Origin of the sequence: Thermosulfurimonas sp. F29 (assembly GCF_019688735.1) — a bacterium.
Classification (GTDB): Bacteria; Desulfobacterota; Thermodesulfobacteria; order Thermodesulfobacteriales; family Thermodesulfobacteriaceae; genus Thermosulfurimonas_A.
Genome location: NZ_JAIFYA010000001.1, coordinates 397,316 through 419,878, shown reverse-complemented (window position 1 = coordinate 419,878; position 22,563 = coordinate 397,316). Strand labels below are relative to the sequence as shown.

The following is a 22,563-nucleotide window of genomic DNA, read 5'->3' as shown; positions in this document are numbered from 1 at the left end:
ACTAGGCCCGGGTTACCGAAAATAGATAGACCTCCTCATCTTCGAATCTGGTTTTGGCCAAAAACGGAGGCTCAGCCGGGATCCATTCCAGATTGGAGTCCAGGGTAACCAGCCTGAAGTCCTCCACCAGAAGGGCCAGCGAGTGATTATCCTTCCACAGAAGGATAAGCTTACTTTCGTGCGTTAATAGTTTGTTGGTCTTGAAGACCATTTTTCGCAATTCCTTTTCTTCCTTTTCCGAAAGGGAGCCCCGCAGCTTCGGGCGAACCTTTCCGAACAAACTGTTCCACAGCCCTTTTCCCTTGAGAAGCCTCAAAGGAAAAATACCCTCAAGAAGGTGAGGGCGCCAGTGGTCTTCTATCTCACCGGCAAAGGCCACCTCATCCTCGGGGATTAAAAGGGCGCGCAGTGAGGTGCGGCACCAGAAGGCCTCTTTGATCTCCGGCACGGTCTTTCTGGATTCCTTGGAAGCCACAAAGTTCCGGATTTCCTCCTCTTTTTTGGAAAGAAGGGCTTCGTATTTTTTGTCCACCCGGAGGAGCGTTTCCCGTAATTCGTTTTGGGCTTTCAATAGCAGTTTACGCAGGGCCTTACGGCGCCCCAGTCTGGCCAGTTCGTCGAGGGCTACCAGGCGCTCATAGTCCTTTAGGAGTTGGCTTATGAGGTTTTCTGTTTCAGGGGGGCGTGTCGAAGAAGAAGGGGGAGAAACCGAAATCCGGGGTTCCTCCGAGGGAGGGGAAACGGGCGAAGGGGGGGAAACCGTGGGCACGACCTCTTCCCGGGGAACTTCCTCCTGGGTTTCGAGTTCCAGCTCAAGCTCCAGCTCCTTTTCTTCCTGCTCCGCAGCTTTCAGCCCCTTTTCCAGATCGGCAATCTCCGAGGAGACTTCCAGATTTTCGAAGTTGTGTTTATAAAGAAGATCCCCCGCCTTTTTGAGAATTTCGAGCTTCTGGGCCGTAATCTTTTCCGGTGAACGAACTTCGGTTAACAGGTTTTCCAGGAGTCTGATCAGTTTTAGATTGTCCGAATCCAGCTTATACTGCTGTAGCCTTCGGCACTTGTCGGCGGCTTTTTCGGCAATTTCAGGAATAATCTCCCACTCAATCGTAAGGATTTCCCCCACCAGCTCCTCAAGATCTCGCTTGAAGGCTTCTTCTCCCTCCACCACCGGTTCGAGTAAGGAATATCCCTCGATTTCTTCTTCTTTCAGCTCGGTCTTTCTGGCTCCTTTAAAGATATCATCCAGCGCCTTTTCGACTTCCTTTTCCAGTTCAAGTTCGTCAATCTTTTTTTCTTCCATGGTAGCCCCTACTTTAAATATTTTTGAGCTATATATCTAACGCTCATTTTACTTATAGCCTTCAGAGTTTCAAAAACTCCGATTCCCTTGGGGGCTACGGCCTCAAAATACGGAGCCTGAAGGTGGTTGTTTAGATCCCTCTGCAGTTCTTCCACCGAAAGAATGGGGATGCCCATTTTGGCAAGATCTCTTTTATTGTATTGAAACACCAGAGGAACTTCCCGGATATCCATGTTCCATTCCAGAAGATGTTCCCGGAGGTCCTCCAGACTTTCCTTGTTTTTTTCCCGACGGATGCGTAAAGAATCCGCCACAAAGACGATTCCGTCAGCACCCTTGAGTACGATCTTGCGGGCCGGTTTATAGATGGCCTGTCCGGGAACGGTATAGAGCTGAAGTCGTATGTCCAGATCCTTTATTTTACCCAGGCTCAGGGGGAGCAGGTCGAAAAAAAGAGTCCTTTCCCCTTTGGTTTCAATGGTGAGCAATTTCCCCTTGAATTTTTCCGGAAGCGCATTGTAAATATACAAAAGATTGGTGGTCTTTCCGGACCGTCCGGGACCGTAATAGACGATTTTGCAGTATATCTCTTTCTTCTTCAGGTCTATTAGGGCCATTTCAGAGCACTTGAATTTCTTTGGCTACCTGACTGGCTTTGAGGCGAACCAGACCCAGGGGAACCTCATCGGTAAACACCGTGACCAGGATAATGTCTTTACCGATCTTGCTCAGGTGGATATTATCTTTTTTACCCTTGTGATAGAGAATGGAAAAATCGTCTTCTCCTAAGAGCCTGGCAATCTGATTGGTGGCTCCGAAATTGGCGGCAGCCAGAGCGGCGAGAGAGGTGACATCCACATCCTCATTCTGCCCCACAGACACCAGGATGTTTCCGGCTTCATCTATGAGGAGGGCCAGATTAACCCCTATGGAGATGAGATAATCCTGAAGGAGGCGTTCCAGTTTGGATACCTTTTCGGGGGTAAGGATGAGGACACTCATTTAAATTCCTCCTCATTATTTGACATGCTAAGGATAATATGGATAATGGTAAAAAATCAAGGGGAGAGAGGGAGAGATCGGTGAAGAAGGTCCTGATAATTGATGATTCGCCGCTCATCTGCAGGCTTCTGGAAAAGGCCATTCTTTCTTTTCCGGGGTTTATTCCGGTGGGTAAGGCCGCCAACGGGGTGGAGGCGTTGAATCTCATAGAAAAAGTTGATCCCGATCTCTGTACCCTGGATGTAAACATGCCGGCCATGGACGGTCTCAGTTTACTCAAGAAACTGATGGTAAGAAAGCCCATGCCTGTCTTGATGGTGAGTGCCTTGACCAAAGAGGGTTCCAGGATAGCCTTTGAATCTCTTCGTTACGGGGCGCTGGATTTTCTTCCCAAACCTGGAGGCCTCTGGGAAAGGGGTGGAGAGTTTGAAAAAATTTTTTGCGAAAAGTTGAAGAGGGTGGCCTCGGTGGAGCTGGAAAATATTCGGCTGATACCCCGAGGGAGTCTCTGTAAAAGGTCCCTGCTCACCGCGGCTCCCGCCCGTAGCTTGATTGTAGGGCTGGGGAAAGAGGGGAGTTATACCCTTATTTTACGCCTTATTCAGTATCTCGAAGAAATCCGAACGGCTCAGCTCTGGTGCCTGGGACTTCCGGAAAGGCTGATCGAGGCCTTTGCCGAATACCTTTCTGAGGGACTCGATCTGCCGGTGAAAATGCTTGAAGAGGGAGAATCCCTCAGAGAGGGGTTTATTTATCTGATGGGGACGGAGCACTGGTGGCGTTTTTTTGAGACCGGCGGAGGCGAACTTCAGGCGGAAAAGGTACCCATCCCTCCTGGGGTTACGGGAGAGGATCTTTTCGATGCTTTATTGCTGGAGCTTTCCACGCTTCTCGGTCCCGGAATTATGGCGTTGGTGGGTTCGGGAAGATTTGAAAAGGGTAAGGTAGGGCTGGCGGAGATTCGGAATATGGGCGGAGAAGTTTTGGTGATCCATCGGCGTCACTGTCTTTATCCGGAGGCCCCTATTTATTTTGCCGAGGGGGGAGGTTATCCCGAACTTCCCCTGGAGAAGGTGGCCAAGCTTCTTTCATTTTGGCCGGGAAGGAGGGGAAAAGATGGTCTCCGGGCTGAAGGGGCAGATTGAGGGGCTCAGCCCTGAAGCCTTGATTCAGGCCGTGGCTCTTTCGGGCCAGAGCGGGGTTCTGACCGTATCTTTCCGCCAGCGCGAAGGAAGGATTTATTTCCGCCAGGGAAAAGTGGTGGGAGCCGAAACCCCCGAACGGCAAGGAAAGGAGGCCTTTTTCGAGATTCTGAGCTGGCAGGATGGAGAGGTCTCTTTTGTTCCTAAAGAGATTCTGTCCACTGGTGAACTGGGGAGTGTGGAGGCTCTTCTCATGGAAGCGGCCACTCATCAAAGCGAAAAGGGGAAGGGAGACGCTCTCTCTGTACTTCTCGTGGAAGACTCGCCCCTTGCGGCCCGGACTCTTTCGGAAATTATAGAATCTTCACCGAATCTACACCTTCTTGAGGTGCTTTCCAATGGTGAGGAAGCCCTCTGGGCTGCGGCGGAATACAATCCGGATGTTATCCTTCTGGATCTCAACCTTCCCGGGCTCACCGGGTCGAAAGCCTTCAAATATCTAATGATACAGCATCCCGCTCCGATAGTGCTCACCAGTTCTCGATGTGGCCCGGAGGGTCTTTCCCTTCTTCTCCTGGGAGCCACGGCTTTCTGTAAAAAGAGCTCCCGGCAGGCCGAGCATCTGGCTCAATTACTTGAGAAAGCGGCTCGTGTTAGGGTGAATAGGTTAAGGCGTTACAGGTTGCCTGTGAGGGAAAAACCCGGACGGGAGAGCTCGTCCCGTCCCGGAAACTTCACTGTAATTCTTTCCGGGATCGGGGGATTCGGGGAGGCTCTGGAATTTCTGGGACAAAAGACCTGGGTCCCCGAGGAGGCAGTCATCTGGGTGGTGGACGGATGCCCAGAGCTTGCGGAGGATCTGGCCGAGGTATTGCGGGAGAGGCTACCCTGGGAGACGGTTTATGTTAAGGCTACGACTATTGTACGGGGAGGAACTTTATACATTTCTTCCGGGATACCAGCCTTTAAGAAGGGTCCGGTCCTTGAACCGAACGGAGATCCCGAAAGGTTCTGGAACGCAATGGAGGGTTGCGTGGAGACGGTGGTATTTTCTGGAGTCAAGTCGGTGGATGTAAAGGGTGTATGCCCGGGGAAGATATGGATACGGGATCCGGAAAGTTCTCCGGCTCCAGACCTTCCCGGGTCTTTTAAAAAACTGGCAGAAGATTCCCTGAAATTAGAGGATCTGATCAGGCTGGGTTAGGGGTGGTATATGGAAGAGTTTCTTAAAGAATATCTAGCCGAGGCCTCTCAGTACATACAGGAACTTGAGCATCTCTTTCTGGAACTGGATAAAAATCCTGTGGAAACGGAGATCCAGAGGGAGGCCCTGCGGGCAGCCCATAACCTCAAGGGTATCTCTGCCTATATGGGCTATGAAACCATAGCCAGTCTGGCTCATGACATGGAAAGTGTCCTGGAAAAAGAGGGGATTTCGGCCCGGGATAGGGAGGAGTTATTTGTTAAGCTGGATCAGGTAAAGGCCCTCCTCAGGAGACTACACGAGGAGGGTTCCCTTCCCGAACCTTCAAACGCAATGCCGGAGGAGCGAATAGATCGCCTGAAAGCATCGCTGGAGGAATTGCGGAAGGAAGACGAGGATCTTTATCAGGCCTTTATGGAGCTAGCGGAAGAAAAGGTTAACCTTCTTTCGGCCATGCTGTCTGAGGAAGACCCTGAACCCTCCAGGGTCCCCGCCATCCTAGAGCATATTGAAAGAATAAAAAATTCCGCGCGATACCTCAATCTGGAGGAGATGGTTTCTTTTCTGGAGGAGTTCGAGAAGGAGCTGTCGGCCATCGGTGAGGGGCGGGAGGCTCGATGGAGACCTTACTGGGAGGCTCTTTCCGCTCTTTTCCCCCGGGGGGGGTCTTCCCCGGAGCTGGAGGAATTCCTGAGCGAACTTTCTCAGGAAATAGAGGTGCTTTCTTCTCGGGAGAAAGAAGCCGGTCCAGGTGAGGAGACCGTTTCGGGGCCCTCGGAGGTTGAAGAGGAGTCCGCAAAGAAAGAGTTGGTTGTTTCCGAAGGAATACCTCAACCTCGTCCGGATACGCTTCCGCGGAGAGAGAAGGTGGAGGAGGGACTTCCGGAGATTTCTCTGCGGGTGGACGCGGATCGTATGGAGCGACTGTCTTCCATGGTTGGGGAACTGCGTGCGCTCGGCTATCGTTTGCAGGATATAGCCTCGGGGCTCAGGGGGTATCTTCCCCGCGAATGGCGCGTCAAACTCGAGGAGGCTCTTCTTCACCTTTCCGTTCTAACCCGTACCATGGACGAAGAGATCCAGGGTATTCGTCTGGTCCCCGTGGGTACTCTGGCCGTGAGAGTGGAACGACTCTTTCGGGATCTGGTCAGGGCCACCGGTAAGGAGGCGGAACTTATTTTCGAGGGGCATGATATCAGGGTTGATCGGATTTTACTTCAGGAGATCTGGCCGGCTCTGGTTCATCTGATGCGCAATGCCTTTGATCACGGACTGGAATCTGCTGAGGAGCGGAAGGGGGCCGGAAAGCCCGAAAAGGGTCGCATAATGGTTAGCTTTGAGATCGAGCAGAACTGGCTGAAGATTACCGTTTCGGATGACGGACGGGGTATTGACTGGGATCAGGTGGATAAGAGGGTGCGGGAGCGAGGGATTGTGGTGGATCGCCTGGAGGAGGCGCTATTTGTTCCGGGATTCAGTACGAAGGAGGAGGCCGATTCTCTTTCCGGACGCGGTTTTGGACTGGATATAGTGAAACAACAGATAGAAAACCTGCGAGGATATGTGGAACTTTTCTCTCGACCCGGAGAGGGAACGCGCGTATCCATTTATCTTCCTCTGGGGACGGCTCTCAATCGGGTTATCCTGGTAAGGTCGGGAGAAAGTCTCTGGGCCGTGCCCCTTTACGCCCTGCGAGAGGTTCGCAAACTTGTCCCTTCGATGCTCTCACAAATAGGGGAGGAGCGGATTTTTAATCTTCATGGAGAATCGGTGGAGGTCCTGGTTGCGGATACGAGAATTTTAGAGAGTACTTCTTTCTATCTGCTTATCATGAGCGGCAAACCTCCCTGGGGGCTGGCTGTTTCGGAAGTGGTGGGACAGCAGGAAGCCTCCCTAAAACCCTTTTCCGAGTCTTTACGGACCCTGGGGCCTTTTCTTGGACTGGCACTTCTTGCCGGGGGAGGGGTGGCCTTCGTCCTGGACCACCGGAGCTTCCGGGCCCTTAAAAAGTTTTTGGGACAAGTGGAACGATAAATATCTTTTAAGAACAGAAAAAATAAGTTCTGATTTTTATAGTATATAAAGGTACAAAAAGGCATTATGGGATCTAATTGCTATTAATTCTTTAAAATGATCCTTGACATTTATGGGGGAACTACGGTAGGCTCAAGCCTACCTGGGTGGAAAAGCCGAAAAATTGTTTAGTTAAGGAGGGAGTGATGGCTGAAATCAAGAAACATGATACGCCTATGGTTGATGAGTTGAAAGGTGGCCCCTGGCCGAGTTTTGTGGACGACATTTATTCCTATGCGGAGAAGCATCAGAAGCAGGCCTGTTTCGATCTGATGGGGCAGCTGGAGCTTTCTTACAAGCACAAGGAGACGCACTGGAAGCACGGTGGAATCGTGGGGGTTTTTGGTTACGGTGGAGGCGTGATCGGGCGGTACTCCGACCAGCAGGAGCAGTTTCCGGCCATCTGGGCCTTTCATACTATTCGTGTGAATCAGCCGGCCTCCAAGTGGTACCATACTTCTGCGCTGCGGAAGCTCTGTGAAATCTGGGACCATCGGGGAAGCGGAATGCTCAACACTCACGGGTCCACCGGGGATCTGGTGCTCCTGGGTACCGTGACGGAGCAGCTGGAGCCCATCTTTTTTGATCTCACCCATCAGATGAACATGGATCTGGGTGGATCGGGGTCCAATCTGCGGACTCCTTCGTGCTGTGTGGGTAAGGCCCGGTGCGAGTGGAGCTGTCTCGACACGCAGGCTCTCTGTTACGATCTCACCATGACCTATCAGGACGAGCTGCACCGTCCGGCCTTTCCCTACAAGTTCAAGTTCAAGATCTCCGGTTGTCCCAACGACTGCGTGGCGGCCATAGCCCGGGCCGATCTTTCCATCATCGGGACCTGGATCGACGACATCCGGATCGATCAGGAGGCGGTGCGGGCCTATGTGGGCGGAGAGCTAAAGCCCAACGCCGGGGCCCATTCCGACAGGGATTGGGGTCCCTTTGACATCAAGAAAGAGGTCATCGACCTCTGTCCCACCCAGTGTATGCACTGGGACGAGAAGGAGAAGAAGCTTTACATTAACAACAAGGAGTGCAATCGGTGCATGCACTGCATCAATGTGATGCCCGAGGCCCTGCGTCCGGGGACCGATACCGGGGCCACCATTCTGATGGGGGCCAAGGCGCCGATTCTCGAGGGGGCTCAGCTTTCCACGGTGATCGTGCCCTTCATGAGGCTTGAGCCGCCTTATGACAATCTGAAGGAACTCATTGAGAAGACCTGGGATTTCTGGATGGAGAACGGAAAGAACCGGGAGCGTCTTGGTGAGCTCATTCAGCGTATCGGTCTTAACCGGTTCATTGTGGACATTCTCGGGCTCAAGCCCATACCGCAGCATGTGCGTGAGCCGCGGGCCAACCCCTATGTGTTCTGGAAGGAGGAGGAGGTTGAGGGCGGCTGGGACCGCGATGTGGCCGAGTTCCGTAAGCGTCACCCGGCCTAGTACCGGGTTGAAAGGATTGAAAATTTTACGCAAGGAGGTTTGAGATGTCCGATAAGGTTTATGAAGAGATTCAGAATACGCAGCTTGATGAGATCTACAGCAAGCCTTACGATCCGGAGCTGGCGGAGAAGCTTTATAATCCGCAGAAGCCCATGGAGAACCGGATCACCGATATCGGTCCGCCCCATTATGCTCAGTTCTTTCCGCCGGTGATCAAGAAGAACTACGGTAAGTGGGTGAGTCATGAGATTGTCCAGCCCGGAGTTCTAAAGTATAAGAGCGAGACCGGAGATGTGGTTTATGTGGTGCGGGTGGGTTGTCCGCGTCTGGTAACCACGGACTACATCCGGGAGGTTTGTGAGATTGCGGACAAGTACTGTGATGGTTATGTTCGGTGGACCACGCGGAACAATATCGAGTTTCATGTAACCGACGAGGAGAAGCTCCGGGCCCTTCTCGACGACCTCAAAGGGCGGAAGTACCCCGGAGGGTCTTACAAGTTCCCCGTGGGGGGTACCGGGGCCTCCGTGACCAACATCGTGCACACGCAGGGGTGGGTGCACTGTCACACCCCGGCCATTGACGCCTCGGGTGTGGTGAAGGCGGTGATGGACGAGCTCTTTGAGTACTTCGGAAGCCACAAGCTTCCGGCCCAGGTTCGTATTGCTCTGGCCTGCTGTCTCAATATGTGCGGGGCGGTGCACTGCTCTGACATCGCCATTCTGGGTATCCACCGGAAGCCGCCCCTGATTGAGGACGATCGTCTCCAGAATGTCTGCGAGATTCCTCTGGTGGTGGCGGCCTGTCCTCTCGGGGCCATCAAGCCGGCCACCGTGGAGATCGACGGGGAGAAGAAGAAGACGGTGCGGGTGAACAAGGAACGGTGCATGTTCTGCGGAAACTGCTACACCATGTGTCCGGCCATGCCGCTGGCCGACGGTGAGGGTGATGGAATTGCCATTCTGGTGGGCGGTAAGATCTCCAACCGGATTTCTCCGCCCAAGTTCTCCAAGCTGGTGATTCCTTTCATCCCCAATGAGCCTCCGCGGTGGCCGACCACGGTAAAATGGGTGAAGAAGATTCTGGAGACTTATGCCCAGCATGCCCGCAAGTACGAGCGTCTGGGCGAGTGGGCCGAGCGGATCGGCTGGGAGCGGTTCTTTGAGCTCTGTGAGATTCCGTTCACCGAAAAGAGCATCGACGATTATCGCCTGGCCTACGATACCTACCGCACCTCGCTCCACTTCAAGTTCACCAGTCATGTGGAGCCCATGTAAGGAGGATGAGAGGGGGGGCAGAACGCCCCCCTTTATTCAATTCTAGAAATAAGGAGGGATTTAGAGATGGCCATGGATATGGAGGAGCTCAAGAAAAAGATTATGGAATTCATGGAGAAGAAGTCCGGGGCGAAGTCCAAGGTTTACCTTAAGGACATGCAGAGGGCTATACCGGAGGCTTCTCCGCGGGAGATCAAGAAGGCGGCCAACGAGCTGGTGCAGGAGGGTAAACTGGAATACTTCTCCACCGGTTCCACGGTGATGTACGGGATTCCCGGCAAGGGCCAGCCGGTAGAATAGAAATAACGCCTTCCGCGCAAACTACCGGAGGGAGAGGGGAGGGGGGAAGGCTAGATGCCTTCCCCTTATTATTTTTGGAGTTTAAAAGTGGCCCGCAATTTGAAGAGTTTTCGGGCGGGAAAGTGTTTTATGGTGGTTCCGGTTTCCGAGGAAATATCCCGGATAATGTTTTCGATCTCCTCAAAATCCCTGGCCACCAGGGTGAACCAGATGTTCATGTGGTGGCGGCGCAGGTAACAGTGGGTCACCTCCGGACGGGCGGCGATCTTTCGAGCCACCTCTTCGGCCCTCTCCGGCGGTGCGGCGGTGGCCGCAAGGGTGGTTACGAAACCGAGTCTGCGGGAGTCTGGACTGGCTCCCAGGTGACGCAGGATCCCTTTCTCTTTAAGGGAGCGTAGCATTTCTAAAACCTGGTTTTCCTTAAGGCCCAGCTCCCGGGCCAGGGCGGCGAAGGGACGAGGCTCCAGTGGCAGCCCCTCCTGAAGTCTTTCGAGCAGGTGCCGTTCCAGAGTCGTAAGCATTAGACCTCGATGGCGAGGATTTCAAAGTGGCGCACGCCCGCGGGAGTGCGCACCTCCACTTCGTCCCCCGCCTCTTTTCCGATGAGGGCCCGTCCCAGCGGGGAGGTGACCGAAATGAGCCCTTTTTCCACATCCGACTCATAGGGCCCCACCAGACGATAGACCACCTCGTCGTCGGTGTCGAGATCCAGCAACCGGACTCGCACGCCGAACTGGACTTTTTCCGGGGCTTCCCTGGGGGGCTCGATCACCTCGGCCCGGGAAAGCCGATCCGAAAGCTCCTGAATGCGCCCCTCTATGTGGGCCTGCCTTTCCTTGGCCGCTTCATACTCGGCGTTTTCGGAGATGTCCCCGTGAGCCCGGGCCTCCTCTATGGCTTTGACCACATCTCGTCTTTCTACGGTCTTGAGCCGTTCGAGCTCTTCCTTGAGGCGCTGGAATCCCTCCGGCGTGAAAGGTATCCGTTCCATTCTCGTCCCCTCTATCAAATTAGGAAATCCAGAAACACTCCCAGAAATATTACCACGCTTATGGCGCCGTTGAAGGTGAAAAAGGCCATGTCCAGTCCTTCCAGGGTCTGCGGATTCACCGTGAGACGCTGGGCGATGAAAAGGGCGGCGGTGAGGAGGAGGGCCGCATAGTAGATCCAGGATAGGCGGAAGGCGTATCCGGTAAAGAGGAAGAGGAGGAAGGCCAGGAGGTGAAAGAGGGAGGAGAGATGGAAGGCCCGGCGACGCCCGAAACGGGCCGGAATGGAATGCAGCCCGGCCCGGCGGTCGAAGTCCTCGTCCATACAGGCGTAAAGGATGTCGAAGCCGGCCACCCAGAAGAGAACTCCGAGAGCCAGGGCGAAGATGGCCGCCTCTTCGAAGGTTCCCTTCACCGCCACATATCCGCCCAGGGGGGCAAGGGCCAGGGCCGCTCCCAGAAAGACATGGCACAGCCAGGTGAAGCGCTTGGTGTAGGAGTAACCCAGGATCACCATGTAGGCGATGGGGGAAAGCTTCAGGGTGAGTTTGTTGAGCCCGGCGGCGCAAAGGTAGTAAAGGAAGGAGGCCGCAAAAAAGAGGGCCCAGGCCTCGCCCGGGCGCACCAGCCCCACCACGAGATGCCGATTGCGGGTGCGGGGATTTTCGGCGTCAAAGGGGAGATCCGCCAGGCGATTGAAGGTCATGGCCGCGGTGCGGGCCCCCACCATGCAACCCAGAATGAGAAGAGCGGTCCTGGGGTCCGGAAAACCCTTCGCCGCAAGCACCGCCCCGGTGTAGGCAAAGGGGAGAGCAAAAATGGTGTGCTCGAATTTTATCATCTCGAGAAGATACTTAATCTTCCGCCACATCTTTTTTTTCTTTTTCCAGCAGTTTTTTTAGTAAATAGACATCGTACTGATCCTGAGGCCGAGGAGTATCCTTTTTAAGGAAGATAAGCCCTTCCTTGGAAAGGGTTTTGACCGGGATTCCCTCCAATAGAATCGTTTCTTCGTAGGATTTTAAACTCTTGTAATCCGCCACCTCTCCCAGGCGAAAGAGAAGATCCACCGCATATTCCTTAGGGGTGCCATATCGGATTACAGCATATTTTATATCCTCAGGGGAAATTTCCCAGACCGACTCATCCTGAAAGACTTCATAAAGGGCTTTTTTAAGCTGTTCGATATTTTCCGGCTCCGGAGATAGCATGAAATCTATGTCGTCCGTATGGCGAGGGATACCCTGAAGGATTACTCCCAGGCCTCCTATGAGGAGGTATTTTACTCTGTATTTTTCGAAAGTTCTGCAGAGGACTTTGAGCTCCTCTCTAAGATCAACTTTTCCCGGTCCCATTGAGCCTCCTCCAGGGTTTTAAAGCGCCGAATCCCATGGGGATAGGGAATTAGAGGACGAATTACAATGGACTGGTTACGGCGCAGTCTTCGGATAAAAAAAGGAAGATCCGTGGAAGCTTCTTCAAGCGTTCTGTACTTTTTTATCATGTCCCCTCCCACCTCTTAAGGTCCTTGATTTCAAAACCCAGAAACTCTGCCAGTCTCTTTACGAAGAATTCTACCACCTCCCGGAGGTCTTTCGGACGATGGTAAAAGGCGGGCATGGCCGGATAGATCGTCGCTCCGGCCTCGGCGGCGGCGAGCATGTTTTTCAGGTGGATCAGGTTAAGGGGGGTCTCCCGCACCACCAGCACAAGGGGTTTGCGTTCCTTGAGCATTACATCCGCAGCGCGCTGGAGGAGGTTTCTGGCCGCCCCCTGAGCCACCGCCGAAAGGGTGCCCATGCTGCAGGGAATGATCACCATGGCCCGGTAGGGTGCCGAACCGCTGGCCGGAGGAGCCGAGATTTCGTCCTCCCGATAGATCCGGCGGGTGAGGCGGCCGAGGTGCTCGAGCGAAAGCCCGGTTTCGTGCCGCAGGACTTCCTCCCCCGGACGGGTGATTACCACCTCGCTTTCCACCCCGAGCTCCCGCAGGACCTCAAGAAAGGCCACCGCGTAAGGGGCGCCGCTCGCTCCGGTTACGCCGACGAGGAGTTTCTCCACTTTCTCGCTTCCTCTCTGGCCAGCCTGTCGCATCTTTCGTTTTCGGGATGCCCGGCGTGGCCCTCCACCCACACCCATTCCACCCGGTGGGCCCTGAGGAGACGGGCCAGTTCCTCCCAGAGGTCCCGATTCTTTACGGGTTTTCCGTCCGAGGTGCGGAAGCCGTTTTTTTCCCAGCGGGATAGCCACTCCCTGGCCCCGGAGAGAAGATATCGCGAGTCGGTGTAAATCCTGACCCGACAGGGCCGACGCAGGGCCTTCAGGGCCTCCACCGCCGCACGGATCTCCATCCGGTTGTTGGTGGTTTCGGGTTCGCCTCCCCGGAGGACCCTTTCCCGCCCCCCGGCCCTGAGGATGGCCGCAAACCCTCCCGGTCCCGGGTTCCCCAGGCAGGCTCCGTCCACGAAGATTTCCACCTCCGGGAGGGCCTTGTTCTCCCTCCGGGCCAGAAACTCCCGGGCGATGTCCGCACCCGAGCTGGTGCCCAGTCTTTCCGCTCCGGCGGAAAGAAGGGCCAGGGCCTGATCCAGGGTCCGTATCCCCCCAGCGGCCTTGATCCTTACGCGTCCTCCGGAGGCCTCCCGCAGGAGTCGCACATCTTCCACGGTGGCCCCGCCCGGGCCGAATCCGGTGGAGGTCTTAAGGTAAGCGGCTCCGGTTTCCGGAAGCCGTCGGGCCAGTTCCTTTTTCTCGCGATCCGTGAGATATCCGCACTCCAGAATGACCTTGACCGGAACCGGTTCCGCCGCCCGAACGATCTCTTCCACCTCGGAGAGGGCCTCGGAAAGGGCTCCGCTTTTCACCAGGGAGAGATTGAGAACCATATCCACTTCCTGGGCCCCGAGATCGGTGTAAAGTTCCACCTGAGCCACCTTTATTTCGGTGGGTTCGAATCCCAGAGGAAATCCCACCACGGTTATCACCTTTACCGGGGTGCCTTCCAGGAGTCTGCGGGAAAGCGGCACATGCCCCGGGGGCACGCACACTCCGGCGAAACCGAACTCCCGGGCCTCGGCACAGAGTTTCTCTATATCCCCGGCGGTAGCGGTGGGCCGAAGCAGGGTGTGTTCTATGTAAGGCGCAGGGTTAATTAAATCGTCCATAACCTTTCGGAACTCTCCAATTTAACCTTTATTTTCGTTCTTACAAGGAGTATGATAATTACCATGGGAAAGGGCGCGTTTTATTACCCTGCTTTTCTCAATCTAAGGGACCGATTCTGCGTGGTGGTGGGAGGGGGTGAGGTGGCGGAGCGGAAGGTGGAGGCTCTGGTGGCGGCCGGGGCCCGGGTGAGGGTGATCGCCCCTGAGGTAACCTCCCGGATAGAGGGTTGGGCCGGGGAAGGCCTTATCGAGCTCGAGAAACGCCCTTATCGGGAAGGGGATCTTTCGGAGGCTTGGCTTGTGGTGGCCGCCACCGATGATCCCGAGGTCCAGAAAGCCGTGTTTTCCGAGGCCGAAAGGAACCGGATCTTCTGCAATGTGGTGGACAAGCCGGAGTTGTGTTCCTTTATCGTGCCCTCGGTGGTGCGGCGGGGGCGGTTGCAGTTGGCCGTATCCACCTCGGGGGCAAGCCCCGCCGCGGCCCGGAGGATTCGCGAGCGTCTGGAGGAGGAATTCGGTCCGGAGTGGGGGGTCTATCTCGAGCTCATGGCCCGCTGGCGAAAGGAGATCCTTTCGCGGGGGCTTCCCGAGGAGGAGCGCCGTCAAATCTTCACGCGTCTGGCCATGGCCCCCCTTCCGGAGTGGATCCGGAACGGCGACTGGCACTATGTGCGGGCTCTCGTCGAAAAGGAGGGTCTCTCCCTTCCCGAAAGTTTGACAAAAGAGTTTATTCAAACCCAAAATTTTAATCGATAAGCGGGGAGATATCTTGTTCCCCCGATCCAGGAAGGGGATACAGGCCGGATTTCGGATCGAGATGAGAAACAGGGGATTTACCTTAATAGAGTTAGCCATAGTATTGGTACTGGTAGGGGTGCTGGCCGGGATCGGAGCCGGGATACTGGGGCTTCTTATAAAACGCATCCATTATAATCAGAACCGCGAGCGTCTGGAGGCCAATGTGGAGGCCCTGATTGGATATGCTCTTACACATCATGGCCGGCTTCCTTCGTCGGATCAGTGCAAAAGTTACCTGCGAAACAGAAAGGACGCGTGGGGCAAGGATTTCGTGTGCGTGATCGCCTCCGAACTGGTTACTTACGGAGCCTGTGCCCTGCGGACTACCTCTCTTAATGCCACCGACGAGAGTGATAACGCCACCCACGAAAATCTGGCCTTTGTCCTCATAAGCGGTGGTCCGAACCTCAACATTCAAACGAATAATTCCACCATAAAAATTTATCTCCCCGGTGACTCAGTAGACGATTACCCCGGGGACATAAATCGACCGGAACCTTACGATGATATGGTGAGGTATGTGAGTTTAAATGAATTGCAGGGAAAATTGAGCTGCGAACATTCTGAGCAAAGGCTGCGTATTTTAAATAATGAACTTCCGGTTGGTTTTGAAAACTCTGATTATACTGCCAACATATATGCAGCAGGAGGAGTCCCATTTTCCGGAGGTGGTCATTATAAATGGTGTTATAATGCAACATCTCTTGCAGGAATAAATATTTTGTGTAACGGTAATGTTTTGAGTCCATGTGTGGATCCCTGCTCCTCTTATTATCAATGTGACAATCTTGTTTTGAATGGTACGGCAACTTCCTATGGAAGTTTTCGTGTTAAGTTTTATGTTTGTGATAGTGAAAATAATACTGATGAGAAAACTTTATCCCTTACAATTTATCGTAATTCCATTTATTCTAATAATGGAATTCCCATTACGGTAATAAATATGACCTCCCGAACTTTATACTGGAATTGTGCGTGTTCTCTCAGTTGTAGATGGCCTGTCAGGGGGCAGCGACTGATTTATCCCGGTGAAGTTGTGGCGGCTAATCAGGGCGTATTTTTTAGTTGTAATGTCTATGCGATTATTTCCTATGAAATAGCTGTACAGAAAGATGTCAATAACGATACTACGGTATGTTTTTATTCAAATGGAACGATTACCGATAATATAAATCCCAATAATCGCTGTCCATAATTCGCAAGTAGATGGCTCTCTAGGGCCCCACGGGGTGCGGCCTTTCGGTAGAGTAGATGGAATCACAGCACCAGGCGGCGTTCCTTTTTAATCCGGTGATCCAGGTAGTAGAGGATGGGGACCACCATCCTGGAAAAGAGGGTGGAGGCCACCTCGCCGGCCATGAGGGAGAGGGCCAGACCGTTGAAGATGGGGTCAAAGAGGATCACGAAGCTTCCCACCACCACCGCCGCGGCGGTGAGCAGCATGGGACGAAACCGCACCGCCCCGGCGTCGATCACGGCGTCCTCCAGCTCGTAGCCCTGCCTCAGGCGCAGCTCGATGAAGTCCGCCAGAATGATGGAGTTTCGCACCACGATTCCCGCCCCGGCGATGAAACCGATCATGGAGGTGGCGGTGAAGAAGGCCCCCATGAGGGCGTGGGCCGGGATGATCCCGATCAGGGAAAGGGGTATGGGAGCGAGAATGAGGATGGGCACGGTATAGGACCTGAACCAGGCCACCACCAGAAAGTAAATGAGCACCAGACAGGCGGCAAAGGCCAGCCCCAGATCCCGGAAGACCTCGTAGGTTACCTGCCATTCGCCGTCCCACTTGACCGCCCATTCCCGGGCGGAGAAGGGGAGATGGGTGTAGTAGATCCTGAGGGGGCTTCCGTCCGGAGCCCGCAGTTCCTTAAGGGCTTTGTTGATCTTTAGGATGCCGTAAATGGGTGCCTCCTCCTTGCCGGCCATGTCGCCCACCACATAGACCACCGGATGGAGGTTCTTGTGATAGATGGGATGCGGCACCACGGACTTCTCCCAGCGGGCGATTTCGGAGAGGGGAACCAGGCGCCCGAAAATGCTTTTCACCTTGAGGTCCGAGAGATCCGGGAGGGAGGACCTTTCGGCCTCCGGAAAACGCAGGCGGATGTAGACATCCTCCCTGGCGGAGGGATCGTGGAAGAGTCCCAGGACCTTACCGCGGAGGGCGGTTTCCATGACCTCCATCACCCGGGCGGGATCCACCCCGGAAAGGGCGGCCTTGCGGCGATCCACCACCAGACGCCACTCGGTCTGGGGTTCGGTCATGTACCAGTCCACATCCACCACCCCGGGAGTGCGGGCGAAGATCTCTTTTATCTTTCGGGCCAGTTCGATCTGCTTCTCGTAATCCGGCCCGTAGACCTCGGCCACCAGCGACTGAAGCACCGGAGGTCCGGGGGGCACCTCGGCCACCGTCACCCGGGCTCCGTATTTCCGGGCCACCGCGGTAACCAAAGGCCGCACCCGCTTGGCTATGTCGTGACTCTGAAGCCGGCGGTGGTGCTTGTCCACCAGGTTCACCTGGATGTCGGCCACATGGTCCCCCCGGCGGAGGTAGTAATGGCGGATGAGCCCGTTAAAGTTGAAGGGGGCCGCGGTGCCGATGTAAAGCTGCATGTCCGTGATGAGGGGTTCGGCCATGAGGGCCCGGGCCATCTCCTCCACCGCCCGGGCCGTCTCCTCCAGGGAGCTTCCCTCGGGCATGTTCACGATGATCTGAAACTCGTTCTTGTTGTCGAAGGGAAGCATCTTCACATAGACCTTCTTGAAGTAAAAGAGCGAACAGGCCAGGAGAAACAGGACCCCCACGGTGAAGAGGAAGGCCCAGCGCCAGACCACGCTCCGGATGAGGTGCCCCATGAACCAGCGATATACGCGGGTAATGAGGGTCTCCTTTTCCTCGTGCTTTATGTCCTTGGGAAGGAGGTGATAGGCTGCCCAGGGGGTAATCACGAAGGCCACGGCCATGGAAAGGAGCATGGCCACCGAGGCCCCCACCGGCATGGGCCGCATGTAAGGACCCATGAGACCCCGGACGAAACCCATGGGCGCAATGGCCGCTATAACCGTAAGGGTGGCCAGGATGAGCGGCGCCTGCACCTCCACCACCGCTCCCACGATCACATCCCGGAAGGACTTGCCCCGGTTCTCCGGAAGGTGGAGGTGCCGAACGATGTTCTCCACATCCACGATGGGGTCGTCCACCAGGATACCGATGCAGAAGATGAGGGCGAACAGGGTGACCCGGTTAAGGGTGTAACCGTAGAGGTAATAGACCAGAAGGGTGACCGCCAGCACGGTGGGGATGGCCACCAACACCACCAGGCTGGCCCGCACCCCCAGGAAAAGGGCGATGAGTGCCGCCACCGAGACCGTGGCAATGAGGAGGTGCTCGAGCAGGGTATCGGTCTTGTCCTTGGCGGTCTCTCCGTAGTTTCGGGTTACCGTCACCTGGACATCCTCGGGGATGAGATCCCCCTTGAGAAGCTCGACCTTGCGGAGGATCTTCTTTGCGAGTCTGGTGGCGTTCCAGCCCTTGCGCTTGGCTATGGCCAGGGTTACCGCGGGATAGAGGGCCCCGGGCTCGCCGGAGATGCCCTTCTTTTCCGCCGCCGGCCCCGGAACCATGAAGACATAGCTGTCCGGCTCGGCGGGACCGTCCACGATGCGGGCCACATCCCGCAGGTATATCGCCCGCCCGGCCACCACCCCCACCACCGTGTTCTCGAGGTCCCGCAGGTCGGAAAAGAAGTTGGCCAGACGAACCTCAAAGGTGTAGGAATCCCGGCGATACCGTCCCACCATCCGGGCCCGGTTCTGGGCGTAAATGGTGCGGGCAATGTCCACCGGATCCAGCCCCAGGGCGTAAATCCTCTCGGGATCGAGCTCGATCCGGACCTCCCTCCTGAGCCCGCCCTTGATAAAGGTCTCGGAAATGCCGGGGATGTTGCGAATCTCGTCGTCCACCCGGGCCACGATCTGCCGCAGACGAAAGGCGTCGTAGCCCTTACCCCAGAAGGTCAGGGTCACGATGGGCACATCGTTTATGTCGTGCGGTTTCAGAAGGGGACGGGAGCAACCCGGGGGAATCCAGTCCAGGTGCTGGTACAGCTTGGCGTAGGTCTTGACCAGGCTCTTTTCGGGATCCCGCCCCACATAGTAACGCACCACCGTGAGGGCGCGTCCGTTGTAAGCCGTGGAGTAAACATACTCCACTCCCGGGATCTCCCACAGGAGCTTCTCCATGGGATTGATCACCCGCTGCTCGATCTCCTTGGCCGTGGCTCCGGGCATCTCCACGAAGATGTCGATCATGGGGACCACGATCTGGGGTTCTTCCTCGCTGGGGGTGTTTATCACCGCAAAGACCCCCAGGGCCAGCATAAGCATCACCACCAGAGGGGTGAGTTTGGAGTCCACGAAGTAATTGACGATGCGGGCGATGAATCCGCGGGTCTCCATGGGTTATTCCTCCCGCACGCGGTCGCCGCTGCGCAGGCCCGAAGGGGGATTCAGCACCACCTTCTCCCCGGGAGCCAGGCCGGAAAGCACCTCCAGCAGTTCTTCACACCTTTCGGCTAGGCACACCGGAAGGATCTCTCCCCCCGAGAGAAAGTACCTCTTCCCCACGCGCACCACCCGAAGCTGAACCCTTCTGTCTTCCTCCACCACGAAAACCGCCCTGAAACCGCCCCGGTCCACCACCGACGCCGCGGGCACCGCAAGGAGGGTTCTCTCCCCAGCCGGCAGAAAGACCCGGGCGTAGGTGCCGCTGGGGAGGTGAGTTCGCCGGGGGAGATCCATCTTTACGGTGAAGGTTCGGGTGGATGGATCCACCTCGGGGACCACCTCGGACACGGAAAGGGCCAGGGACTTTTGCGCCGAGGGGATGCGGGCAAAGACCCGGGTGCCGGGCCTTATTCTTCCGTAGAGTTCCTCACCGGGGTGACACACCACCCGCCGGCCGGCCTCCTCACTCTCCATCACCACCAGGGCCTGTCCAGGCATCACATAGGTGCCCGCATCCACCAGCTTGCGGACCACCCGGCCGGAGAAGGGAGCCCGGATCTCGGTGTAAGAAAGGAGCGTCCGCACCTCGTTCAGCCGGGCCTCCACCTCCCGGATGCGGGACTCGATGGCGGAGCGTTGCGCCGAAAGGGCTTCGTATTCGGCCCTTTTGGCCTCGAATTCCTCGGCGGTGGCCGCCTGATTTTTAAAGAGCCGGCGATAACGCTCATATTCCGCCCTGGCAAAACGCAGACGGGCCGAAAGGGCGGCGAGCTCCCTGCGCAGGGCCTCGGTGCTTTCCGAAAGAGCCCGCATCCTGGCCCTTATGTCCCGATCGTCAAGGCGCACCAGGAGGGCCCCCCGGGCCACCCGGTCCCCCTCCCGGACCGGGATCTCCCGCACGAAACCGGCCACTTTGGAGGAAAGGCGGGCCCGCTGACGGGACTCCACCGTTCCGGGAAACTCCCGGTAAAGAACGGCCTTCCGCGGCACGGCCGTGTAAATCCTTGCCGAAAAGGTGCGCCCTTCCGGCAAACGGGAAGCCCCCTCCTCCTTCTTGCAGGCCAGAAGCCCCAGAAAGAGCAGGGCCAGAACCAGCCATCTAGGGTTTCTCATGACAGGCCTCCGTGGCGTCTATCCTCTTGGTGTCCATGAGACCCGCGGCGAATCGAAGGCCGCTTTCGGCCAGTCGCAATCCGTAGAGGGCCTCAAGCCGCATGAGCCGGGCCCGTTTGAGGGCGGTCTCCGCATCCTGAAGCTCCACCAGAAGGGCCAGCCCGGCCTCGTACCTCTGGCGGATGATGCGCAGGCCCTCCTCGGCCTGGGCCACCGCCCGTCGGGTGACCTCGTATTCCTTGAGGGCAGTGAGGTACCGACTGTAGGCCTCCCGAACCTGATGTTCCACCTCCCTCCGATACTGGCGCAGTCGCTCCCGGGCCGCAAGCCACTCCGCCTCGGCCCTGGAAAGACGGGCCCGGTCGCTAAAACCCCTGAAGAGGTTCAGGTTGACCTCGGCCATGATGGTGTAGGCGTCGCCGTCGGCCCCTCCGCTAAGAGGGTCCTCGGCGTTCTTTTCGTAGATGCCCTTAAGATTAAGGGAGGGGAGGAACCGAAACCGGGCCTCCTTGACCGCAAGCCGGGCCAGTCTCACCCGTTGTTCCTCCACCTTGAGATCCGGACGCATCCTGAGCGCCGCACAGCGCCACTTATCGAAGTCCCCCGGCGGACCGGGCACCCCCTCCACCGGCACGGGCTCGAAACGACGCTCAAGCGGCTCTCCCAGAACCAGGGAGAGCCCCGAAAGGGCCACCTCCAGACGATGCCTGGCCGCGGCCAGATCCTTTTCCTGCCGGGAGAGGAAGACCTGGGCCTCAAGGAGATCCGACTTGAGGGCGCGCCCCTCCCGGTAACGCCTCTCTACCACCCGTAGGTTCTCCCGGGCCGTGCGCACGGCCTCCTTCATGACCCCCACCCGCTCCCGGGCCAGGAGCACCCGGAGGTAGGCCCGTTCCGTCTCGAAAAGCACCCGCTGCCTCACCGCCCGCAGATAGTTCTCCGCCTGAGAAAGCGCGATCCTGGCCCGGCGATACCCGATGATCTCCCGTCCCTGATTGAAGATGGGCTGGGTAACCACCACCTGCGTCTGCCAGTTGGTGTAGTCCACGGGATGGTTCAGACGATCCAGATAAAAGTCCTCGGCCTTGAAGTTCTCCTGGGCGAGCTTGTAGCTGAAGACCTGCACGGGGCTGTCCGTGCGGGCGTAGACCAGGCGCAGGTCCACCCGGGGGAGAAAGGCCCCCCGCGCCTCGCTCACCCCGCTTCTGGCCGCGGCCACCTCCGAACGGGCCGCCTTGAGAAGGGGGTTGTGCACCAGAGCCAGCTCGTAGGCCCGCTTGAGGGTGAGCCGCTCCGCCCGGGCCGGAGCAAAACCCCAGCCCCCTAAAAGGATCGTCAATATAAGCCCTAACATCCTCCTCATGGCCCCACTCCTTCCCTTCACCCTATACCACCCCTCCGACTTTGACAAGCCCCTTATCGGGTCGCGATCTTTACCAACCTCTTTTTTTCTCCTTCTTTCGCCCTTCTTTCCAGGGGATGCGTTTCTTTTTTCCCCGGGTGATTTTGCGGTAGGGAACTTCGGGGAGTTCGGTTTCGGGGTGGAAGGGGATGACGGGTTCGGGTTCCGGGGTGGTTTCCTCTTTGGGTTTGGGGGCGTAGCGGGCGCGGAATCTTTCGTCCACCCGGGGCCCCCGGAGGGACCCGGCGGGGAGCCAGGAAGAGAGGTAGAGTTTTTCCAGAAAGCGCAGAAACACGGCCCCCTCGGACCGGGCCCTCGCGGCGTCCACCTCCACCAGGAGGGCCCCCCGGCGTCGGGCCAGCCGCTCGGCCAGGTCCCGATCCGGCGAAAGAAGGGCGGGACGGGGTTGGGTCCATCCCCTCCAGGAGACATGGATCCAGGCCCGGGGTTTTACCGGAAGAAAAAGGAGGGAAGGAGGATCCTCCGCGTACTCCGGCGGGCCGTAGAAGACCTCCCTGGCCCTCACCCGCCCTTTCTCCCTTCGAAACTCAAAAAGGTCCCGGGCGAAGACCTCAAGCACCGTCTCGAGCTCCCTGCGGCGGACCCCCCGGAACCCCTCGGTCTCGGAAACGGCCAGGTGAAGCTCCTTGATCTTTACAAAACCCTCTTCGTCTGGTATGAGGCCGAACTCGTCGGGCCGATAGGCCAGGATGTAGCGCAATAGCTTGGTCAGTCTTTCAGGGGACATTTTTGACTTTTTACGGTTCAGTGTTTACCTTATTGAAAGAACTTGTCAAGATCGGTTCTTTTTGGTATAAACCAAAAGTTCATACTCCTCGATG

General features: G+C 56.5%; 22 protein-coding genes and 1 pseudogene. 9 read left to right on the top strand and 14 right to left on the bottom strand.

The window, feature by feature from the left end; all coding sequences use genetic code 11:
• Window position 1 precedes the first annotated feature (1 nt).
• The 3 genes from K3767_RS02155 to K3767_RS02145 are packed head-to-tail and all read right to left on the bottom strand — an operon-like array spanning window position 2 to window position 2,302.
• Window positions 2-1,300, bottom strand: coding sequence for a hypothetical protein (locus K3767_RS02155; protein WP_221171927.1), 1,299 nt, complete (start codon window positions 1,298-1,300; stop codon window positions 2-4).
• A gap of 8 nt (window positions 1,301-1,308) precedes the next feature.
• A complete protein-coding gene (locus tag K3767_RS02150; protein ID WP_221171926.1) occupies window positions 1,309-1,917 on the bottom strand; it encodes an ATP/GTP-binding protein in 609 nt (202 codons plus the stop codon).
• Between the two features lies 1 nt (window position 1,918).
• Entirely contained in the window at window positions 1,919-2,302 is a 384-nt protein-coding gene (locus tag K3767_RS02145) for a roadblock/LC7 domain-containing protein (protein ID WP_221171925.1), read from the bottom strand.
• 80 nt (window positions 2,303-2,382) lie between these two features.
• On the opposite strand from K3767_RS02145, the gene K3767_RS02140 reads away from it, so the two are divergent.
• The 6 genes from K3767_RS02140 to K3767_RS02115 all read left to right on the top strand — a co-directional run bounded on the left by K3767_RS02140 (window position 2,383) and on the right by K3767_RS02115 (window position 9,743).
• Entirely contained in the window at window positions 2,383-3,447 is a 1,065-nt protein-coding gene (locus K3767_RS02140) for a response regulator (protein WP_221171924.1), read from the top strand.
• Window positions 3,419-4,648, top strand: a complete 1,230-nt coding sequence (locus K3767_RS02135) for a response regulator (RefSeq protein WP_221171923.1) — start codon at window positions 3,419-3,421, stop codon at window positions 4,646-4,648. The genes K3767_RS02140 and K3767_RS02135 overlap by 29 nt, the downstream gene beginning before the upstream one ends.
• 9 nt (window positions 4,649-4,657) lie before the next feature.
• Entirely contained in the window at window positions 4,658-6,682 is a 2,025-nt protein-coding gene (locus K3767_RS02130) for a chemotaxis protein CheA (RefSeq protein ID WP_221171922.1), read from the top strand.
• A 185-nt stretch (window positions 6,683-6,867) separates the two neighbouring features.
• Window positions 6,868-8,166 carry a dissimilatory-type sulfite reductase subunit alpha gene (gene dsrA / locus K3767_RS02125; RefSeq protein ID WP_221171921.1) on the top strand — a complete coding sequence of 433 codons (1,299 nt, stop codon included), beginning with the start codon at window positions 6,868-6,870 and terminating at the stop codon, window positions 8,164-8,166.
• A 152-nt stretch (window positions 8,167-8,318) separates the two neighbouring features.
• Window positions 8,319-9,443, top strand: a complete 1,125-nt coding sequence (dsrB, locus tag K3767_RS02120) for a dissimilatory-type sulfite reductase subunit beta (RefSeq protein ID WP_370630436.1) — start codon at window positions 8,319-8,321, stop codon at window positions 9,441-9,443.
• Window positions 9,444-9,509: 66 nt separating this feature from the next.
• Window positions 9,510-9,743 (top strand): dissimilatory sulfite reductase D family protein, encoded by a 234-nt coding sequence (locus K3767_RS02115; RefSeq protein WP_255592133.1) that lies wholly within the window; start codon window positions 9,510-9,512, stop codon window positions 9,741-9,743.
• Window positions 9,744-9,811: 68 nt separating this feature from the next.
• Here K3767_RS02115 and K3767_RS02110 read toward each other — a convergent pair whose 3' ends face one another.
• The 6 genes from K3767_RS02110 to deoC all read right to left on the bottom strand — a co-directional run bounded on the left by K3767_RS02110 (window position 9,812) and on the right by deoC (window position 13,896).
• A complete protein-coding gene (locus K3767_RS02110; protein WP_221171919.1) occupies window positions 9,812-10,264 on the bottom strand; it encodes an Lrp/AsnC family transcriptional regulator in 453 nt (150 codons plus the stop codon).
• Window positions 10,264-10,734, bottom strand: a complete 471-nt coding sequence (greA, locus tag K3767_RS02105; RefSeq protein ID WP_221171918.1) for a transcription elongation factor GreA — start codon at window positions 10,732-10,734, stop codon at window positions 10,264-10,266. The genes K3767_RS02110 and greA overlap by 1 nt, the downstream gene beginning before the upstream one ends.
• A gap of 14 nt (window positions 10,735-10,748) precedes the next feature.
• Window positions 10,749-11,603 (bottom strand): 4-hydroxybenzoate octaprenyltransferase, encoded by an 855-nt coding sequence (locus K3767_RS02100; protein WP_221171917.1) that lies wholly within the window; start codon window positions 11,601-11,603, stop codon window positions 10,749-10,751.
• On the bottom strand, window positions 11,587-12,087 hold the full coding sequence (locus K3767_RS02095) for a nucleotidyl transferase AbiEii/AbiGii toxin family protein (RefSeq protein WP_221171916.1): 501 nt from the start codon (window positions 12,085-12,087) through the stop codon (window positions 11,587-11,589). Before K3767_RS02095 ends, K3767_RS02100 begins: the two co-directional genes overlap by 17 nt.
• Before the next feature lie 145 nt (window positions 12,088-12,232).
• Complete coding sequence (locus K3767_RS02090) at window positions 12,233-12,793, bottom strand: UbiX family flavin prenyltransferase (protein ID WP_221171915.1); 561 nt, start codon at window positions 12,791-12,793, stop codon at window positions 12,233-12,235.
• A complete protein-coding gene (gene deoC, locus K3767_RS02085) occupies window positions 12,769-13,896 on the bottom strand; it encodes a deoxyribose-phosphate aldolase (RefSeq protein ID WP_221171914.1) in 1,128 nt (375 codons plus the stop codon). Before deoC ends, K3767_RS02090 begins: the two co-directional genes overlap by 25 nt.
• A 63-nt stretch (window positions 13,897-13,959) precedes the next feature.
• Between deoC and K3767_RS02080 the strand changes: the two genes are divergently transcribed.
• Both K3767_RS02080 and K3767_RS12235 read left to right on the top strand, forming a co-directional pair.
• Window positions 13,960-14,652 (top strand): bifunctional precorrin-2 dehydrogenase/sirohydrochlorin ferrochelatase, encoded by a 693-nt coding sequence (locus K3767_RS02080; protein WP_221171913.1) that lies wholly within the window; start codon window positions 13,960-13,962, stop codon window positions 14,650-14,652.
• Window positions 14,653-14,713: 61 nt separating this feature from the next.
• Window positions 14,714-14,758, top strand: a pseudogene (locus tag K3767_RS12235) (prepilin-type N-terminal cleavage/methylation domain-containing protein); the annotation flags it as partial.
• Here K3767_RS12235 and K3767_RS12020 read toward each other — a convergent pair.
• Window positions 14,744-14,893, bottom strand: coding sequence for a hypothetical protein (locus K3767_RS12020; protein WP_255592131.1), 150 nt, complete (start codon window positions 14,891-14,893; stop codon window positions 14,744-14,746). The pseudogene K3767_RS12235 and the gene K3767_RS12020 overlap by 15 nt on opposite strands.
• Window positions 14,894-14,971: 78 nt before the next feature.
• Here K3767_RS12020 and K3767_RS02075 point away from each other — a divergent pair, with 78 nt between their 5' ends.
• Window positions 14,972-15,889 (top strand): hypothetical protein, encoded by a 918-nt coding sequence (locus K3767_RS02075; RefSeq protein ID WP_255592130.1) that lies wholly within the window; start codon window positions 14,972-14,974, stop codon window positions 15,887-15,889.
• A 62-nt stretch (window positions 15,890-15,951) separates the two neighbouring features.
• On the opposite strand, the gene K3767_RS02070 is transcribed toward K3767_RS02075, so the two are convergent.
• From K3767_RS02070 to K3767_RS02055, 4 genes are all read right to left on the bottom strand, one after another.
• Window positions 15,952-19,158 carry an efflux RND transporter permease subunit gene (locus K3767_RS02070; protein ID WP_221171911.1) on the bottom strand — a complete coding sequence of 1,069 codons (3,207 nt, stop codon included), beginning with the start codon at window positions 19,156-19,158 and terminating at the stop codon, window positions 15,952-15,954.
• Window positions 19,159-19,161: 3 nt separating this feature from the next.
• The gene (locus K3767_RS02065; protein ID WP_221171910.1) at window positions 19,162-20,319 is read right to left on the bottom strand and encodes an efflux RND transporter periplasmic adaptor subunit; all 1,158 of its coding nucleotides are present in this window, start codon (window positions 20,317-20,319) and stop codon (window positions 19,162-19,164) included.
• Entirely contained in the window at window positions 20,306-21,682 is a 1,377-nt protein-coding gene (locus K3767_RS02060) for a TolC family protein (protein ID WP_221171909.1), read from the bottom strand. The genes K3767_RS02065 and K3767_RS02060 overlap by 14 nt, the downstream gene beginning before the upstream one ends.
• A 70-nt stretch (window positions 21,683-21,752) precedes the next feature.
• Entirely contained in the window at window positions 21,753-22,469 is a 717-nt protein-coding gene (locus tag K3767_RS02055) for a hypothetical protein (protein ID WP_221171908.1), read from the bottom strand.
• Between the last annotated feature and the right edge of the window lie 94 nt (window positions 22,470-22,563).

Bases quoted from the DNA above. Each gene is read 5' to 3' on its own strand.
- K3767_RS02155 (WP_221171927.1), bottom strand. From the start codon at position 1,300: ATGGAAGAAAAAAAGATTGACGAACTTGAACTGGAAAAGGAAGTCGAA.
- K3767_RS02150 (WP_221171926.1), bottom strand. From the start codon at position 1,917: ATGGCCCTAATAGACCTGAAGAAGAAAGAGATATACTGCAAAATCGTC.
- K3767_RS02145 (WP_221171925.1), bottom strand. From the start codon at position 2,302: ATGAGTGTCCTCATCCTTACCCCCGAAAAGGTATCCAAACTGGAACGC.
- K3767_RS02135 (WP_221171923.1), top strand. From the start codon at position 3,419: ATGGTCTCCGGGCTGAAGGGGCAGATTGAGGGGCTCAGCCCTGAAGCC.
- K3767_RS02130 (WP_221171922.1), top strand. From the start codon at position 4,658: ATGGAAGAGTTTCTTAAAGAATATCTAGCCGAGGCCTCTCAGTACATA.
- dsrA (WP_221171921.1), top strand. From the start codon at position 6,868: ATGGCTGAAATCAAGAAACATGATACGCCTATGGTTGATGAGTTGAAA.
- dsrB (WP_370630436.1), top strand. From the start codon at position 8,319: ATGGAGAACCGGATCACCGATATCGGTCCGCCCCATTATGCTCAGTTC.
- K3767_RS02115 (WP_255592133.1), top strand. From the start codon at position 9,510: ATGGCCATGGATATGGAGGAGCTCAAGAAAAAGATTATGGAATTCATG.
- K3767_RS02110 (WP_221171919.1), bottom strand. From the start codon at position 10,264: ATGCTTACGACTCTGGAACGGCACCTGCTCGAAAGACTTCAGGAGGGG.
- greA (WP_221171918.1), bottom strand. From the start codon at position 10,734: ATGGAACGGATACCTTTCACGCCGGAGGGATTCCAGCGCCTCAAGGAA.
- K3767_RS02100 (WP_221171917.1), bottom strand. From the start codon at position 11,603: ATGTGGCGGAAGATTAAGTATCTTCTCGAGATGATAAAATTCGAGCAC.
- K3767_RS02095 (WP_221171916.1), bottom strand. From the start codon at position 12,087: ATGGGACCGGGAAAAGTTGATCTTAGAGAGGAGCTCAAAGTCCTCTGC.
- deoC (WP_221171914.1), bottom strand. From the start codon at position 13,896: ATGGACGATTTAATTAACCCTGCGCCTTACATAGAACACACCCTGCTT.
- K3767_RS02080 (WP_221171913.1), top strand. From the start codon at position 13,960: ATGGGAAAGGGCGCGTTTTATTACCCTGCTTTTCTCAATCTAAGGGAC.
- K3767_RS12020 (WP_255592131.1), bottom strand. From the start codon at position 14,893: ATGATGTGTAAGAGCATATCCAATCAGGGCCTCCACATTGGCCTCCAG.
- K3767_RS02070 (WP_221171911.1), bottom strand. From the start codon at position 19,158: ATGGAGACCCGCGGATTCATCGCCCGCATCGTCAATTACTTCGTGGAC.
- K3767_RS02065 (WP_221171910.1), bottom strand. From the start codon at position 20,319: ATGAGAAACCCTAGATGGCTGGTTCTGGCCCTGCTCTTTCTGGGGCTT.
- K3767_RS02060 (WP_221171909.1), bottom strand. From the start codon at position 21,682: ATGAGGAGGATGTTAGGGCTTATATTGACGATCCTTTTAGGGGGCTGG.
- K3767_RS02055 (WP_221171908.1), bottom strand. From the start codon at position 22,469: ATGTCCCCTGAAAGACTGACCAAGCTATTGCGCTACATCCTGGCCTAT.